Source organism: Arthrobacter sp. B6, assembly GCF_001663775.1.
GTDB lineage: Bacteria > Actinomycetota > Actinomycetes > Actinomycetales > Micrococcaceae > Arthrobacter.
The window spans coordinates 542018-558152 of sequence record NZ_KV467168.1 but is presented as its reverse complement, the minus strand read 5'-3'; the positions used below and the strand labels follow the sequence as shown (position 1 = coordinate 558152).

The following is a 16135-nucleotide window of genomic DNA, read 5'->3' as shown; positions in this document are numbered from 1 at the left end:
AGTTGCGGACCAGGCCTGTTTTCATTCAAATTGGTGAGGTACGAGAGGTTCGGTGTGTCGGTTGCCGGACATACCGCCTCTTAGCCCAGGATTGCACACACCCCGTAGCGGACTCTTCCTTTCAGCCCCCGTTGTGGGTGTAACTCAGTGCGCTATGCGGTTTGGGCGCGTCCCCCCGGTGGGACGTGGAGGGCCCGCCCGTTTCCGGGTTCGCCACCTCTTCATCGAATCCATGCGTCCATAACACCTAGGCCTAGCAGAAGGAATGATCAAATGATCCGGCTTGTATTTCTCTTGCGGCGCCATCCTAAGCTCAGCGTGGAGGAATTTCAGGAGCACTGGCGCGATCAGCACGGACCGCTAATGGCTTCACATCAGGTGCGGCTTGGAATTCTGAGATACACCCAGACTCATCGCCTCGACGACGCTTTTAACGCGCTTGCCGCCGCTCCACGGGGCCCAATGGAGCAGCCCTACGACGGAGTGGGCGAGGTGTGGTGGGAGTCGGAAGGAGCAATGAGGGAGGCATCGGGCAGCGTTGCCGGCAAGCGAGCCAATGCTGAACTCCTCGCTGATGAGGCGGATTTCATCGACCTGCCCAACTCTCCGCTCTGGTTTGCCCACGAGTTTCCACAGTTCAGCACCTCCTTGGACCACTTTGTCGCCCGTCCGATGAGCGGACTAGTCAAGGCGCACTTTCCCTTGCGACACCGCCCTGAGATGACCATGCAGGAAGCGCAACACTACTGGCACACGTCTCACGGACCGCTTGCCCGTTTGCTGGCTCCAGCCCTGACTTTGCTGCGATACCAGCAGGTGCATCGGTTTGAGACGCCCTTGGAGGCAGCATTTAGGTCAGCGCGAGGCACGGCGGTCGAAGCCTACACGGGCCATGCCGAAATGTGGTTCGACCGAGGCAGTTCTCGAGATGGCTTCCAGGCCGACGAGTTGCGTAGACGGGCCGTAGAGGACGAGGCCCGCTTTGTTGATTTTGCTCGGTCGTCCATCTGGGTTGGAAAAGAACACGTCTTCGTCGACCGCTGGTAGCGAGCAGGTATAAATGCGTAAGCTGCCATGGCGATTTCCTGAACTACGCCGGAGGGGGTGCGTCATACTCCTATCATTCGTGCATATGCAGGTTGTTCACTCCTCTCTGGTCCGTGTTCTGCCCGTTCCCTTATTACTTGATCACGACGAGAGCGAAGATGATTGAGCCAGCACTGAATGCGAGCGATCCAAGAAGCATCTCCCGGACCGAGAGAGGCTGCTCGCGCAAGGCTGGGGGTCTCCCCATTCCGGAGAGACCTCCCCGACGGTCCTGCTACGACACGAGATGTCACGCCGCACCGCAACCGAGATCCGGTCAAGCCATCAGACGGGTGTTGAACCGGGGATTAGCACAAGGCCGGCCGACAGGCATGCCCTTTCAGGAAAGAAGTGAGTATGGGACGCGTAAGCGGAAAAGTTGGTCTTGTCAGCGGTGGAGCGCGTGGAATGGGTGCGGCGCAGGCGCAGCGCCTCGTCGAAGAGGGTGCGCGGGTGATAATCGGCGACGTCCTCGACGAGGAAGGTGCCTCAACTGCCGCCGCCCTGGGTGACAACGCCCGGTTTCTGCACCTCGATGTTACGAAGCCCGAGGACTGGGACGCAGCCGTGGCGGCTGCCGTGTCCGAGTTCGGAGGACTGGACATTTTGGTGAACAACGCTGGAATAATGAACTTCGCACCTGTCGACGAGTACACCCTCGAGCAGTGGAACACGATCATCGCGATCAACTTGACCGGAACCTTCAACGGCATCAAGGCCGCGATCCCGGCGCTCAAATTGTCGGGGAAGGGATCAATCATCAACATTTCGTCAACGGCCGGTCTCAAAGGGTTCGGATCCTTCCCGGGATATACCGCTGCGAAATTCGCCACACGTGGACTGACCAAAGCAGTTGCCATCGACCTCGGTAAGTACAACATCCGTGCCAATTCTGTGCATCCGGGCAACGTTCGCACGCCCATGACTGATGGTTATGACATCGACCAGAGCGGCGTGCCGCTGGCCCGTTTGGGCGAAGCATATGAGCTTGCAAACCTGGTCCTATTCCTCGCGAGCGACGAATCTAGCTTTTCCACCGGGGCCGAATTCATCGCGGATGGCGGCGAAATGGCGGGGTCTGTTCCGCCAGCCGCCGACATATAGGTCCACCGGTCATCAATACGCCCGGGCCAGCTGATGCAGTGGTAGTCCTGGTCGATGCCTGCGCAATCAACGCGGCCAGGAAGCATGCGCTCTGTTCGGCAGCCGGGGCAAGGTCCGTGTGTGCGCATGGCCGCTGTAAAGCAGGTCCCGCAGATCCTGCCCTCGGGCCAGCTGGCACGGTGCTTGCCGGCTGCCCTGGAGCATCTGGCGCAGATGAACGCGCCGGTCGTGCGAGGGCGGCCGCGAACCGTGGCGCGCCGAGTGATGTCAGCCATCGTCTCGGATTATGCGGCCGCGTTTGGGGCGATGGTCTTGTTAAGGTCTACGACATTGGGGTCGGACGCGACTTTGCGGACCTTGGCGTCTGCGGCCGTGACGGTGACCAGGTCCTCGGGTCCCCAGGCGAAGATGTCGCAGAGGGCGGCGACCATCATGAGTAAAACCCGTTCCGGGCGCTGGGTGACCAGCCGATAGACCTGCGAGGCAGAGAGTTCGATGCCGCGTTCCTTCAGCAACGGGCTCAGGTCGGTGCTGTTGTGTATTCCTCGGGCTGCCATAAGTTCTGCAAGCCGCCACCGGTAGTCGATCTCTCGTTTCATGGGGCTTCCGTCTTCCATCCAGCAAGGGCGTCCTGGACGGTGGAGTCCAGGGCCCGGCGCAGTGTCTTGACCCGGTAATCGCTGGAGACGGAGGTGTAGAGGGCTGTTGTTGTTGACGCGTGTTCGTGCCCGGCCTGGTGCCGAACGAATAAGGGGTCCATTCCTGATTCGATCAGGTGGGTGACGTAGGAGCGGCGCAGCGAGTGGATGTCGAAACCGGGGGAGAGGCCGAGGCCTTCCCAGTACGGGTTGAAGCGGCGGTTCAGGGCGGTTTCGGAGACAAGGGTGCCGCGTTCAGAGGGAAACAGGTCCAGACCGTCAGTCATGTGCAGGTGTCCTCGTTCCAACCAGTCAGCGATGATCTCCGCCGACCAGGCGAACACCGTCAGGACACTGCGGCGTTTAGGGGGAGACCCTCTCATGGCCTTCACATATCGGACCTGCAGTACCCCGTACTTGCTGAACTCCCGGGCGTGCGGGGTCCTGGAGAAATCGACTGTCTGCAGGTGCCTAACCTCGTTACGGCACAGCCCCCAGCAGTAGGCCACCTTGAAAAGGACCGTATCGCGGTAGGCCGGCAGGCAGCCCTTGCGGCCGAGCCAGCGATCCGGTCCACCTCGTCATCGGCCCGGTCAATGAACGCCTGCAGCTCCTGCCTCGTGAAGGGGCGCCGCTTAGGAGCCGATTCGGTCGCCTGGGCATGGACCGCGGTGTTCCAGTCGAAACAAACCTGCGCAGGGTGCGTACCGAAGTACTGTTCGCAGACCCGGTCCCAGCCATACTCAGGCGACGCTGCGTATGCCCAGAACCCCTAAGCGCTGCCTGGTAGCTCCGGATGGTGGACTGCGAGGCGTGCTTCACGCTACGCAGATCCCCGAAGAACTCGTCCACGTGGGCCGGCGTCCACCGCCATGGATACTCGTTCGTGGACTCCTGGAACCGCGCGTCACCACCCGTTCCCGGCTCTCGATGGTGCCAAACGCTAGGTTCCGGCTCAACTGCTGGTTGCGCCAGCCGCTAGCATCGGCGTGAACACGTGGTCCTCGGTGTGAAGGAAACGCACAGCACCGAAGTCGAGCACCCGTCCCGATGAATCGCCGGCCAAGAAACCCTCCCGACTCCTTGCATTGGATGGATGCAATTGATGTTGAATCCGCACAAATCCGCGGATTGGAGGCCATCCCAGCTTGATGCACTCCGGCTCGCGAGGGCTGCTTTCCAGGACTTGCCACCAGCCCGACCGGGCCAATTGCGCGGTGTTACCGCAGCTCACAGGCTCTTTCAGCTTCGACTCGCGGGTTGCCGGATAACGACCTTGCGGAAACGGTAGCGGTGAAACTCTTACGCCAGGAACAACTCCCCTCGGCCATCCATCACTTACTGCTGCTAGGGAGTTCTTGGACGATCCATATCTTGTTTGTTTAGCGAGCGATAGGTAAACTACAGATGTCCTGCATTACATTCAATCGCCCCACACCACTGTCCGGGACTCTTGAGCGCATGGTTGCTGGCACGCTGCCACCACCTTAAAGCCACCCATAAAGCCGCAACGCCTGCGTTGTTGAGTAAAAGGATTCTAATGCCAGATAGTCTTATTTCCAGTCAGCCCACTGAGGTACCTCGCTCCCGACGACGCACCACCCTGTTGCCGCGTGACCTTGGGCTTATTGCCTTATTTGCTGCGCTCATTGCAACCTTGGGTTTTGTCGCGGTTCCAGTTGCAGGTGTGGCGGTACCGATCGGTTTGCAGAACTTGGGTGTGTTCCTAGCTGGTGCCATTCTTGGCGCGCGGCGTGGGACGCTGGCCATCGTCACCTTCTTGGTTTTGGTCGCGGCCGGACTCCCGCTGCTGTCAGGAGGACGCGGAGGCATCGCGGTGTTCATGACTCCATCGCTGGGATATCTCCTGGGATGGGTCGTCGGTGCTTTAGTCATCGGCTTTCTGACGGAAAGGATCCGTGCCGGAAAACGTTTTTTTCCGAGGGTTTTGGCCGCCGTCCTGCTCGGCGGAGTACTGGTGATTGACCTGCTGGGAGCGCTTGTTTCGCCCATGTTTACGGGCTTGGATCTCGGCGTCACCCTAATCGGCTCGGCGGTGTTCCTTCCGGGAGACATCCTCAAAGCAGTACTGGCCGCGCTGGTGGCAGCTGCAGTACACCGCGCTTATCCGATTCCACCCGTGGGCATCCGGCGAGGCGAAAGCGGGAGCTAGGATCCGCATACAACCGCCGAAAGGATCTGCGCCCATGATTTCCCTGAAAGACGTCAGCCATGACTTTGACGGATTCGACGTGCTTCGAGAGGTAAACCTTGACCTTCACGAACATCGGATTGCCTTCATTGGTGCAAACGGGAGCGGCAAATCCACCCTGGCCCGCACCCTCAACGGCTTGCTGATCCCGCGGCGGGGTTCGGTTCTAGTGGACGGTGTAGATACGCGCAAGAACGCTGTCCAGGTGCGTCGCAGAGTTGGGTTCATGTTCTCGGACGCGAATCACCAAATCATCATGCCATCTGTTGCGGAGGACGTCGCTCTGGGGCTCCGGGGACAGAAGCTTTCAAAGCTGGAAAACGCAGATATCGTGGCCGCGGCTCTGGACCGTTACGGGTTATCGGAATTTTCCAGCCACTCAGCTCACCTCCTATCCGGCGGGCAGAAGCAAATGCTGGCCCTGGCCTCCGTCTTGGTTACCCAACCGGACATTCTGATTTGTGATGAACCAACGACCCTCCTTGATTTGCATAATGTCCAGATCTTCCTCGATACCCTTGAGACACTGAGCCAGCAGGTCATCCTGATGACGCATCATCTGGAAATTATTGAGGATTTCGACCGAGTCATCGCAATGGATCGGGGACAGGTTCACTTCGATGGCTCACCCCAGGACGCCGTGGCCGCTTACCGACGTCTCATCGGCAATCGGGAAAAGGAGCGCATCCGCCGATGATGGGCCTGTACGTCGACGGTGCTTCTGTGCTGCACCGAGCGCCCGCGTCCGCTAAATTCCTAGTGCTGTTCCTGATTCTCGCAGCTGTTTTCCTCGTAGAGAATCTGTATGCGCTAGGTGCAATCCTACTGTCCAGTCTGCTGGTCTACCCGGCCGCTGGCATTCGGCCTCCACTGGTGTGGGCGGCGGTGCGGCCGGTTGTCCCCATCGTGGTGCTGACGGTCGCAGCCCAAATGCTTTTCCATAGTCTGCAGCGCGGGGCAGTGTTCGGCATCCGCCTACTTATCGCCATTCTGCTGGCAAGCCTGCTCACATACACCACCCGAAGCAGCGATATGATCGAATTTTTCGGCAAGATGCTTGAACCGCTGCGACGCATCGGCATAAGCCCTTGGCGGGCCAGCCTGGTCCTGTCGCTGACGATGCGCGCGATTCCTCTTCTGTCATCGTCCGTCACCACGGCGCGGGAGGCGTTTCTGGCCCGTGGGCAAAAAGTTTACAGCTATGAAATCGTGGTTCCCGTTATCGTCGGGCTCATCCAGTCTGCTGAAGCCATCGGCGACGCCATATCGGCCCGAGGCCTCGAAGCGGACACCTACGAGAGCGGAACACTGGACGAGGTGTCAAAATAGAGGTGCGCGTGACTGCTGCAGGCCTCGTTGAACTCCGATGAGCACGACGGGCAGTGGGTGCTTGCACGGTACTCAGCAATGGTCAGCTCGGTCCGGCAGATCCCGCAGAGAATCGCCAGCTCCTGCCATTGGTCCTCCGGCCACAGCCTAACCGAGTGGTGCGCACATTCTTCGTGACACCGGAAGCAGGGATAGTAGTTTCCGCAGCAGTTGAACTTAACGGCAATGATGTCCTTACGGGTCCGGTAGTGGACGCAGCGCGTCTGCTCATCGACGGGTTTGCCGTAAACCTCCACGGGGTCCTTTCGGTTGTATGAGGGTGCACGAAGTTTTACGTGCACCGAATTCTTGACGAATGCCCGGGCAATGGGCAGCCTAGCCAATTCTCAGGCGTTTGTGTTCTTCATGCCTCAATGCCCTCCTTGTGCGGTAGATACATAGGTCTACTGCAGCTGATTGAGTCGCGCGTCGTTGTTGTTAATCCACTCCAGAAACATCTTGCGGTCTATTTTGCCTCTGTCTGTCAGGGGAATCTCGCTGAGCAAGTAGTAGTGCAGCGGCCTCTTGTCTCTGCTCAGGAGTGCCTCTAGGCCCGAGTTGAGTGTGGTTGGGGTGATCCCTCCATAGGAGAGCACGACTCCCGCCACCACACGCTGGCCGCGCAGGTCATCAGGCATGCCAACTGCCACCGCAGCTTCTACACCGGGGATGGAGGAAATAGCGAGTTCGACCTCGTGCGGGTAAATGTTCTTACCTGCCGTGTTGATCATGTCCGAGCTCCGCCCGAGTATGTGCAATTCGCCGTTCTGAAGGTAGCCCTGATCGCCCACCGTGAAATGGCCGTCCAGGCAACGGAGGGCTTTGCCGTCATCACCCCAGAGGTATCCCTGACACACCATGGGGCTTTTGACGCTGATGTTGCCGGGGGTGTTCTCTGGCAAGCGCCGACCCAAATCGTCGAGGATCTGTACTTCTACGCCGGGGAACGGCCGGCCTATGGCGGTGCCCGCGGCATCCAGCGGCGCCCCTGCGGGAAAGCCACGGCCTGACACGAAACTAAGCTCTGCTGCACCGTAGTACTCGAAGACCGTGGCGTTCGGCGCCCAGCGCCGGGCGGCTTCCAGTGTCCGAGCATCCAACTTGGATCCGGCGCAGATGATTGTCCTGATCCCGGAGGCGTCAACCGATGCCATGAGACCGCGTTCGCTCAGGAGCCGGAGCATCGTGGGGACGAGAACCAGTCTTGTAATCCCATCATGCATGATCACAGCGTGGGCATCTCCGACATCGAAACCACGCAGGGTATGGAACGCGGTACCTGCGTAGAGGCACTCGGAGAGCGCGTAAAGATTCAAACTTGCCGAGAGCGGACCGGGTGCAAACGTCTTGTCGTCCGGGCGAAGGCCGAAAAAGTCGATGGACGCGTCAAGAGAGGCCTGCCAGGACCGGCGGGAGCGCGTAAAGGCCTTCGGCGTCGACGTCGTCCCTGCAGTGAACCCAATGAGGAACGCCGAGTCAGGGTCGCCGTCTTCCAACACAGTACCCGCACCCCACGACGGGGAGGGCAGCCTCCGAAGAATCTCTTCCCTGGCCTGAGGCGTCCATACGTGATCCAGGACGGCGATTTGCCGTTCCCCGGCGATTCCCGCACAGTAAAGCGCGGCAAACTCGGCCGTGTTGGGTTCGGACAAAATGTACAGTTCCGGAGTGGAAGGGAGGAGCTCCGCGGCTGCTCCACGAAGCTCAGACCAGCTGAAACCGCGGCCGCCGACGGCGATGGCCGTGTCGTCTGGGCGGAGGTCCGCCCACATCTGAATTCTGTTCAGGAATGGCACCGGTTCACGTCCTATTGATGGGTATAGCTTTTTCTGCCCAGTTGCAGGACGACAAGCACCTAAGCGGTGGTGTTCCGTCGAGGGCCCCAGCTATCGATGAGCTTTTCTGGCGGCGTTGGTCAGCCGCGATAAGCAGGTTGCCCCTGTTCGAGCAGCGGCAGCCCATTTGTCCATAGGCTGCGCAAAGACATCAGCATAAGCCGCGGGGTCAATTGGGATCATGTCAGCGACCCCAGCTGGGTGGAGGTGGACAGCGTCGCACTAGATGCTCATGAATGTCCACCAGCCTTCTTTCACCGATGTCTGTGCGAATCCACGCGACGCCCAACTCCAGCGCCGTCTCCTGGATCACACCCCGGCATTGGAAGACGTTCTTCCAATCGAATACCTCTACCGATTCCCCTGGAGCGAGTGAATGGAAAGGAATGCTCCAGGTTGGCGTGTTTACGTACATGGGTCTTGTCTCCTTGCTTGCCTCGGAATACTTTCCTCCTAGGGGTCTAGAGGAACGCCTATTACTTCACGACGGTCTTGAGCGGGACGGGTACGAGTTCCTGGAGTTCTTCGAGGGTGCAGCCGAAGGTTTCGCGGACGGTGACGCCCTCGGGGCCGGTGAGGAACACGGCTTTGTCGGTGTAGACGCGAGTGACGCAGCCGACGCCGGTGAGCGGGTAGGTGCAGGCGTCCACGATCTTGGAGGCACCTTCTCGGGTCAGGAGCGTCATCATCACGAAGACGTCCTTCGCTCCGGTGGCGAGGTCCATGGCACCGCCGACGGCGGGAATGGCACCGGGTGCCCCGGTGTGCCAGTTGGCCAGGTCACCCGTGGCAGAGACCTGGAACGCGCCCAGGACGCAGATGTCCAGGTGCCCGCCGCGCATCATCGCGAACGAGTCGGCATGGTGAAAGTACGCCGACCCCGGGAGTTCGGTGACCGGGATTTTGCCAGCGTTGATGAGGTCGCCGTCGATCTGGTCGCCCTCGGCGGCGGGTCCCATGCCGAGCATCCCGTTCTCCGTGTGGAGGGTGATGTCCTGGTCCTCGGTGAGGTAGTTGGACACCAGGGTGGGCTGGCCGATCCCCAGGTTCACGAACGATCCCGGGGCGATGTCCTTGGCCACGAGGCGGGCCAGGTCGTCCCGGCCCAGGGGTGTGGCGGAGGTCTGGATGGATGTTTCGTTGGACTGGACGGTCATCTCAGGCCACCTTCTCACTAGTGCCGGCAATGCGGGGGTCTGAGGCCGCCACGCGGACAACCGTATTGACGTAGATACCGGGCGTGACCACGTTTTCCGGGTCCAGCGCCCCGGTCGGAACGATCTCGGAGACCTGGACGATGGTCTGCTTGGCGGCGGCGGCCATGATGGGGCCGAAGTTCCGGGCGGTCTTGCGGTAGACGAGGTTGCCCTTGCCGTCGGCCTTCAAGGCCTTGATCAGGGCGACGTCGGCGTGGATGGGTGTCTCAAACACCTGGCCCCGGCCGTCGATAATGCGGGTTTCCTTGCCCTCGGCCAGCATGGTGCCGTAGCCGGTGGGGGTGAAGAATCCACCGATGCCGGCTCCGGCGGCGCGGATCCGTTCCGCGAGGTTGCCCTGCGGCACCAGTTCCAGCTCGATCTCGCCGGCCTTGTATTTGGTATCGAAGTGCCAGGAGTCGGACTGCCGCGGGAACGAGCAGATCATCTTCTTCACCCGTCCTTCCTTGATCAGCAGCGCCAGGCCCTGGTCGCCCTGGCCGGCGTTGTTGTTCACCACCGTCAGATCCTTGGCCCCGCATTCGAGCAGCGCGTCGATCAGTTCGAACGGCTGCCCGGCGTTGCCGAACCCTCCGATCATCACGGTGGAACCGTCCCTGATGCCGGCCACGGCCTCCTGGACTGAATCTACAAAGTTCAGCATTCGCCTACGCCTTTCGAGCAGTTACGTTTTCGAGGACTACGGCCAGGCCCTGGCCCACGCCGATGCAGATCGCGGCGACACCCCAGCGTTCACCCGAGGCCTGCAGGGACCGGGCGAGGGTGCCCAGGATCCGGGTCCCGGAAGCACCCAGCGGGTGGCCCATCGCGATGGCCCCGCCGTGCCGGTTCACAATCGAGGGGTCAATGCCCCAGGCGTTGATGCACGCCAGTGACTGCGCGGCAAAGGCTTCGTTAAGTTCGACGGCGCCCACCTGGTCCCAGCCGATGCCCGCCTTCGCGAGGGCCTTGTTCGCCGCCTCCACCGGGGCGAACCCGAAGAACTGCGGATCATTGCCGTGCGCACCGCGCCCGGCAATCCGGGCCAGGGGCTCGAGCCCGAGCAGCCTGACGGCACGCTCGCTGCCGATCCAGGCCGTGGAGGCGCCGTCGGACAGCGGCGACGCATTGCCGGCAGTGACCGTGCCGCCCACCTCAGCGCCCTCGGGCTCTGAACGGAACACCGTCTTCAACGCGGCCAGCTTCTCGGCGGTGGAACCGGGGCGGATGCCCTCATCCCGCACCAGGTCCGTGCCGGGCACGGGTGCGACGAGGTTGTCGTAGAAGCCCTCGTCCCATGCCGCAGCGGACAGGTTATGTGAGTTCGCGGCGAACTCATCCTGCGCCTGCCGGGTCACTCCATACCTCTCGCGCAAACGCTCGGTGGCCTCGCCCAGGGAAATGGTCCATTCCTTAGGCATCGCCTTGTTGACCAGGCGCCAGCCCAGCGTGGTGGAAGCCAGCGTCATGTCCCCGGCCGGGTAGGGCTTCTCCGTTTTGGGCAGCACCCACGGGGCACGGGACATCGATTCGGCGCCGCCCACCAGCACCAAGTCGGCGTCGCCGGCGTTGATCTGGCGCGAAGCGATGATCGCCGCGTCCAGCGACGAGCCACAGAGCCGGTTGACCGTGGTCCCCGGAATGGACACCGGCAGGCCCGCCAGCAGGGTGCCCATCCGGGCAATGTTGCGGTTCTCCTCGCCGGCGCCGTTGGCGTTACCGAACACCACCTCATCAATCCGCTCCGGATCCAGGGCGGGAGCACGCTTGACGGACTCCTGGATCACATGCGCGGCAAGGTCGTCCGGACGCACGGCGGCAAGGCCGGAACCGAACTTACCGAAAGGGGTGCGCACGGCGTCGTACACAAAAGCCTGATTCATGATGCTGTATCCATTTCTCGAAAGACCTGCTGGGCAGTCTTGAAGGCGGTGTTGGCGGAGAGGACACCGCAGTAGAGGCCATTTCTGAGGACCGCACGGACGGGCACGTCGCCAGTTCCCAGTGCCCGTGCGCAACCGCTGATGTGCCTGTTCCTCATCACCACCTGCGCCCAGCATGTCGTTGTCAGTCCACGCCCGCTCGGCATGTCAGGACGATGTCCCGGTTGCAGTCCGGGTCCCGCTGCTGGTCCTGGCACGCACTGGATGCTAAACCTGAGTGCATTCCTGTGGCGGGGCGTGCGATCAGGTCGGCCAGGTCCGGCGACGGGTTTGCGTCTGTGAGGACACAGATTGTCCCTATACTCCTGCGGTGGCGCGTGTTGAAGATAGGAGTTCGGCGACGAATGCGGTGTTGAAGTCCCCGCTTCGGAACTTCTCGGTCTCGAGGATCTGCTTGTGGAAGGGCGCTGTGGTGGTGATGCCGTCGACAACGAGTTCGTCCAGGGCACGGATGGTCCGTGCGATGGCTTCATCGCGGTCTTTGCCCCAGCAGATGAGTTTGCCAATCATTGAGTCATAGAACGGCGGGATTGCATAGCCCGTCTCGATATGGGTGTCCATACGGATCCCGAAGCCGCCGGGTGCACGGAAGTTCGCGACGGTCCCTGGACGCGGTGCGAAGTTGTTGTCCGGGTCCTCGGCGTTGATGCGACATTCGATGGCGTGGCCGGCGATGACGATGTCATTCTGCCTCAAACTCAGTGGGATGCCACCGGCGATCTGCAACTGCAGCTTGATGAGGTCGATCCCGGAAACCATTTCCGAAACGGGATGCTCTACCTGGATACGGGTGTTCATCTCGATGAAGTAGTACTTACGCTCGATGTTGTCGAAGACGAACTCTACTGTCCCGGCATTCGTGTACCCCACTTCCTTGCAGAGTGCGACCGCTGCGTCCGCGAGGCCCTGCCTGAGCTCCGCGTCCAAGACCGGCGAGGGTGATTCTTCAATGAGCTTTTGATTGCGCCGCTGTGCCGTGCAGTCACGTTCACCCAGATGCAGAACGGTAGCGCCGTCGGAGATGACCTGGATTTCGATGTGACGGATGTCTGTGAGGTACCGCTCGATGTACACCGACGCATCCCCGAACGCGACCTCGGCTTCCGACATGATCTCGCGCAGATCGTTTTCGAGCGTCTCGGCAGCCTCGACGACCCGCATGCCGCGCCCGCCGCCGCCTGCCGCCGCCTTTATCAGCAGCGGGTAGCCGACCTCGCTGGCGACGGCAAGGGCTTCGTTGTACTCAGCGATCGCGCCGACCGAACCGGGAACTGTCGGTACCCCGGCCCGGCGGGCGATCTTCTTGGCTTCGATCTTGTCGCCCATCCGACGGATGATGTCCGCTGCGGGGCCAACGAACCCGACGTTTTCCGCTTCGCAGAGTGCAACGAAGTCAGCGTTCTCAGACAGGAATCCGTATCCGGGATGGATGGCATCAGCCCTGTAGGCCTGCGCAGCTGAGATGACAGCGTGCATGTTGCGATAGCTTGACTTGGCCTGCGCCGGCCCGATGCACACTGCCTGGTCTGCCAGCTTCACCGACAGCGAGCCGGCGTCTGCTTCGGAATAGGCAACGATGCTCCGGATACCAAGTTCCTTGCAGGCCCGGACGACGCGCAACGCGATCTCGCCGCGGTTGGCGATCAGGACGCTCCTCAACGGTTCAGGCATCGCGGGTGATCACCATCAGCGGCTGACCGTACTCGACTGCCTGCTCGTTATTGACCAGGATCTTCGTCACGGTGCCTTCGACGCGCGCCTCGATGTTGTTCATCAGCTTCATCACCTCGACGATGCCCAGCACCGTCGAGGCGCTGACGGTGTCCCCCACCTTGACGAAGGCGGGCTCCCCTGGCTTGGGTGACGCGTAAAAGACGCCGACCATGGGCGCCTTGATCAGTACCTCGTTGGCCCCCAGTTCGTCTGCGGATGCCGGTTCAGTCACTACGCGGCTGGCCACCGGGGCTGGTGCGGGTGCTGGTGCGGGTGCTGGTGCGGGTGCGGGAATGGAGGTCGATTCCGGCGCGGGCGTCACGGCTTGGGGGGCCGGACGGTCGTTTGAGGACTGTCGATCGCGGGAGAGGAAAAGCTCCACGTCGCCGTGTTTGATCGAGAGCTGGCGCACGTCCGGTGTCAGGTTCGCCCAGTCGACGATGTCCCGAAGTTCTTTGATATCGAGCGGGTTAAGCGACATCTTCACAATTTCCTTTTTCCAGTCGTATGTTTAGGTTCCCGGCAGTCAGCGACTGAGTGCCGGATTCGGTTGAGTCGTAGAGCGCCTTGACCAGGCCCAGGATGGGCCGGTAGATCTCGTCCGGGTTTCCCCCGGATGCCACAACTCGTTTCATCTCATCGACCTGGCTTCCCGCGAACATCGCGCGCAGGAGCAGGAAATCGATGGATTCATCCGGGTGCCGATCCCGCAATGCGGGCAACATCGGCTCAATGGCCGGCGGCTCCAACGGGATGTCCGATGCCCCATTGGCAATGACTTTCTCGAGCACTTCGGGATCGATGGGGGCAAGAAGTGTTCCGTAGTAACCCAGGGCGTATTTCTTGATCTCGTTCGGAACCACGGAGTAACGCTCACCCGAGATCACGTTCATCACCGCCTGTGTTCCCACGAACTGCGCAAACGGCGTGATCATGATCGGGTAGGCAAGCTCCCCGCGCACCCGCGCCACCTCGAGCAGCAATTCGTCGTATCGGTCGGCCAGACCTGCCGTCTCCAGCTGCGACCGGAAGTTCGACAGCATCCCGCCCGGGGTCTGGTGCATGTAGTGCAGACCGTTGTACTCGATCGGAACACCCAGGGGCTTGTCCTCCGCCGCGGCGATATCAACGATTTTTGAACTGATCGCGTCGATCCGCTCATCATCTACGTTGACGACATACCCGAGTGCGCGCAGGTCACGCACGATGCCCTGCGTCGACGGCTGCCCGTTGCCTGCTGAAAGCGGCGCGATAGAGGTGTGCAGTGCATCTGCGCCCAGTTCCACCGCTTCCAGGCAAACCAGAGGGGCGAGTCCTGTCAGGGAATGGGTATGCACTTCCAGCGACCGGTCGCCCATGACGCTTTTGAGCGCAGGAACAAGCGTGCGGATGCGGTCCGGCGTCAGCAGGCCAGCGGCATCCTTGAGCATGATGGCGTCGACGTCCGCCTTCTCGATCAGTTCGATCGCCTTCTTAACGAAGAGCTCGTCCGTATGTACAGGGCTCTCGGAGAACGACACTGCACCGAAAGTCGATGCCCCCAGTTCCTTGGCTCGGATCAGGCCGGGTGCGATGTTGTCTACGTCGTTGAGCCCGTCAAACGAACCGATGACACGGAAACCGTTTGCGTACAGCCGCTCCACCCACCCCGCGATCACATCGTCGGCGAGGAAGTCGAACGCTGCGATATTTTTGGACCGGATCAGTGCCCGGAACGTTGTGTTCGGGGCGTGCTGGTGCGCAAGCCTTACCCGCTCCCACGGGTCCTCCTTCAAATAGCGGACCGCGACGTCGAACTGGATCGGCGCGACCAGGTCCACCTGCGCGAAGCCGGCTTCATCGAAGTCCTTCGCCATAGAAATGATGTGCTCGGTCCGCATCCTCGTCGCCCATAGCGACTGGTGCGCGTCGCGCAGTGTCGTATCAATGATCTTGATCTCGCGCCGACTTCCCGCCGGCCGCCCCCCAAGACTCATTACCGACGCAATCGACGGTGGTGTACTGGTCGACATCGCTCTCCTTGTGTCAAGATAGTGAAAGTGAGTTTCAGAATCTGCCACACTATGGAATGATTTGCTAACAAAGTCAAGTATTTTTTGGCGTCAGCGGGACGGATTAAGCAATGAATGCAGCGTCGATAAGCGAAGTAGAATCCGGAAAACAACGCCAGGTGATCCAATCCGTCGCCCGGGCTTCGCGTATCCTGCTCGCGGTCGCGCGGTCACGGCATGGACTCACCGCGACCGAGGTCGCGTCGATCGTTGGCCTCTCCATGCCCACGGCCTACCACCTGCTCGCGACCCTTGAGGAAGAAAAACTGCTGAGCAAGGAGTCGGGCAAGCGATACACGCTCGGCTTCAGCGCCATCGACATCGCCAACTCGCCCAGCCTGCGCGTACGCGTGGACGCCAAACACAGGCAGGCCCTCAGGCAACTCGCCGAAACCACCCGCGAAACGGCGTATCTCACCGGCTGGTTCCGTGGCGAGATCCGCATCCTCGCCATGGTCGAAGGGTCCCAGGCCGTGCGGGTCGCCGGCCTCGAAGTGGGTTTCACCGGTGATGTGCACGCACGAGCAAGCGCCAAGGTACTCCTCGCCTTCGCCGACGAGGAACAGCGCTCATCGATCCTGGATAACCTGGATTTCACCCGATTCACGCCCATGACGGTAAGCGATCGAGCCGGCCTCGAATCCCAAATGGCCGAGATACGACGCACCGGCATCCTCTACGACCGCGGCGAATACCGGGAGGACGTTCGGTCATTGAGCGCCCCGATCCGCACTGACGGACGTGTCGTCGCTGCCTTGGCGGTGACAGTTCCCTCCAGCCGCTACGAGCGAACCGAGTCTGCGCTGGTCGCAGCTCTCGTGTCAGCAGTCACGCTCGCGGAGCAGTAGGCTCGGCGCTGCGATATCCACCAAGACGCCTGCGCCCCTGAAGTCAATTTGTTTGGCACCTTCTCGGCCGATCCAGCATGGACCAGCGCGGTGCCAAGCCGGACGTTGACACAATCCCGGGCCGCTTCGTGCTACCGCGAT

Annotated in this window: 17 protein-coding genes; 7 read left to right on the top strand and 10 right to left on the bottom strand. The window is 61.2% G+C overall.

The annotated features are described in order from the left end of the window. Window positions 1-273 precede the first annotated feature (273 nt). Window positions 274-1047 carry an EthD domain-containing protein gene (locus AU175_RS02340; protein WP_066285518.1) on the top strand — a complete coding sequence of 258 codons (774 nt, stop codon included), beginning with the start codon at window positions 274-276 and terminating at the stop codon, window positions 1045-1047. Window positions 1048-1443: 396 nt separating this feature from the next. Next, window positions 1444-2190 carry an SDR family oxidoreductase gene (locus AU175_RS02335; protein WP_066285517.1) on the top strand — a complete coding sequence of 249 codons (747 nt, stop codon included), beginning with the start codon at window positions 1444-1446 and terminating at the stop codon, window positions 2188-2190. A gap of 284 nt (window positions 2191-2474) precedes the next feature. On the opposite strand, the gene AU175_RS02330 is transcribed toward AU175_RS02335, so the two are convergent. Together AU175_RS02330 and AU175_RS22720 are read right to left on the bottom strand one after the other, a co-directional pair. After that, window positions 2475-2789 carry a helix-turn-helix domain-containing protein gene (locus AU175_RS02330; protein WP_156642133.1) on the bottom strand — a complete coding sequence of 105 codons (315 nt, stop codon included), beginning with the start codon at window positions 2787-2789 and terminating at the stop codon, window positions 2475-2477. Beyond that, window positions 2786-3115 carry a tyrosine-type recombinase/integrase gene (locus AU175_RS22720; protein WP_442855269.1) on the bottom strand — a complete coding sequence of 110 codons (330 nt, stop codon included), beginning with the start codon at window positions 3113-3115 and terminating at the stop codon, window positions 2786-2788. The genes AU175_RS02330 and AU175_RS22720 overlap by 4 nt, the downstream gene beginning before the upstream one ends. A 1253-nt stretch (window positions 3116-4368) precedes the next feature. On the opposite strand from AU175_RS22720, the gene AU175_RS02320 reads away from it, so the two are divergent. Genes AU175_RS02320 through AU175_RS02310 form a run of 3 tightly spaced genes read left to right on the top strand, consistent with a single transcriptional unit; the run spans window position 4369 to window position 6369 of the window. Next, on the top strand, window positions 4369-5001 hold the full coding sequence (locus AU175_RS02320; RefSeq protein ID WP_082978977.1) for a biotin transporter BioY: 633 nt from the start codon (window positions 4369-4371) through the stop codon (window positions 4999-5001). A 34-nt stretch (window positions 5002-5035) separates the two neighbouring features. Continuing rightward, a complete protein-coding gene (locus tag AU175_RS02315) occupies window positions 5036-5737 on the top strand; it encodes an energy-coupling factor ABC transporter ATP-binding protein (protein ID WP_066285516.1) in 702 nt (233 codons plus the stop codon). After that, a complete protein-coding gene (locus tag AU175_RS02310; protein ID WP_066285515.1) occupies window positions 5734-6369 on the top strand; it encodes an energy-coupling factor transporter transmembrane component T family protein in 636 nt (211 codons plus the stop codon). The genes AU175_RS02315 and AU175_RS02310 overlap by 4 nt, the downstream gene beginning before the upstream one ends. Here the strand turns inward: AU175_RS02310 and AU175_RS21145 are convergent. Next, a complete protein-coding gene (locus tag AU175_RS21145; RefSeq protein ID WP_231938591.1) occupies window positions 6333-6596 on the bottom strand; it encodes a CHY zinc finger protein in 264 nt (87 codons plus the stop codon). The two genes, AU175_RS02310 and AU175_RS21145, sit on opposite strands and share 37 nt — an antisense overlap. Between AU175_RS21145 and AU175_RS22215 the strand changes: the two genes are divergently transcribed. Then, window positions 6525-6686 (top strand): hypothetical protein, encoded by a 162-nt coding sequence (locus AU175_RS22215; RefSeq protein ID WP_231938623.1) that lies wholly within the window; start codon window positions 6525-6527, stop codon window positions 6684-6686. The two genes, AU175_RS21145 and AU175_RS22215, sit on opposite strands and share 72 nt — an antisense overlap. 126 nt (window positions 6687-6812) lie before the next feature. Here the strand turns inward: AU175_RS22215 and AU175_RS02305 are convergent, their stop codons facing one another. From AU175_RS02305 to AU175_RS02275, 7 genes are all read right to left on the bottom strand, one after another. Beyond that, window positions 6813-8204: a class I adenylate-forming enzyme family protein gene (locus AU175_RS02305; protein ID WP_066285513.1), complete on the bottom strand. Its 1392-nt coding sequence runs from the start codon at window positions 8202-8204 to the stop codon at window positions 6813-6815. Window positions 8205-8719: 515 nt separating this feature from the next. Beyond that, window positions 8720-9400: a 3-oxoacid CoA-transferase subunit B gene (locus AU175_RS02300; protein ID WP_066285511.1), complete on the bottom strand. Its 681-nt coding sequence runs from the start codon at window positions 9398-9400 to the stop codon at window positions 8720-8722. 1 nt (window position 9401) lies between these two features. After that, window positions 9402-10103 carry a 3-oxoacid CoA-transferase subunit A gene (locus AU175_RS02295; RefSeq protein WP_066285510.1) on the bottom strand — a complete coding sequence of 234 codons (702 nt, stop codon included), beginning with the start codon at window positions 10101-10103 and terminating at the stop codon, window positions 9402-9404. A gap of 4 nt (window positions 10104-10107) precedes the next feature. Continuing rightward, entirely contained in the window at window positions 10108-11322 is a 1215-nt protein-coding gene (locus AU175_RS02290) for a thiolase family protein (RefSeq protein WP_066285508.1), read from the bottom strand. A 357-nt stretch (window positions 11323-11679) separates the two neighbouring features. After that, a complete protein-coding gene (accC, locus tag AU175_RS02285; protein WP_066285505.1) occupies window positions 11680-13053 on the bottom strand; it encodes an acetyl-CoA carboxylase biotin carboxylase subunit in 1374 nt (457 codons plus the stop codon). Next, on the bottom strand, window positions 13046-13576 hold the full coding sequence (gene accB / locus AU175_RS02280) for an acetyl-CoA carboxylase biotin carboxyl carrier protein (RefSeq protein WP_066285503.1): 531 nt from the start codon (window positions 13574-13576) through the stop codon (window positions 13046-13048). The genes accC and accB overlap by 8 nt, the downstream gene beginning before the upstream one ends. Then, window positions 13566-15107, bottom strand: a complete 1542-nt coding sequence (locus AU175_RS02275; protein WP_066285501.1) for a pyruvate carboxylase — start codon at window positions 15105-15107, stop codon at window positions 13566-13568. Before AU175_RS02275 ends, accB begins: the two co-directional genes overlap by 11 nt. Before the next feature lie 158 nt (window positions 15108-15265). Here AU175_RS02275 and AU175_RS02270 point away from each other — a divergent pair, with 158 nt between their 5' ends. Further along, window positions 15266-15994: an IclR family transcriptional regulator gene (locus tag AU175_RS02270; RefSeq protein WP_197497020.1), complete on the top strand. Its 729-nt coding sequence runs from the start codon at window positions 15266-15268 to the stop codon at window positions 15992-15994. Window positions 15995-16135: the final 141 nt, after the last annotated feature.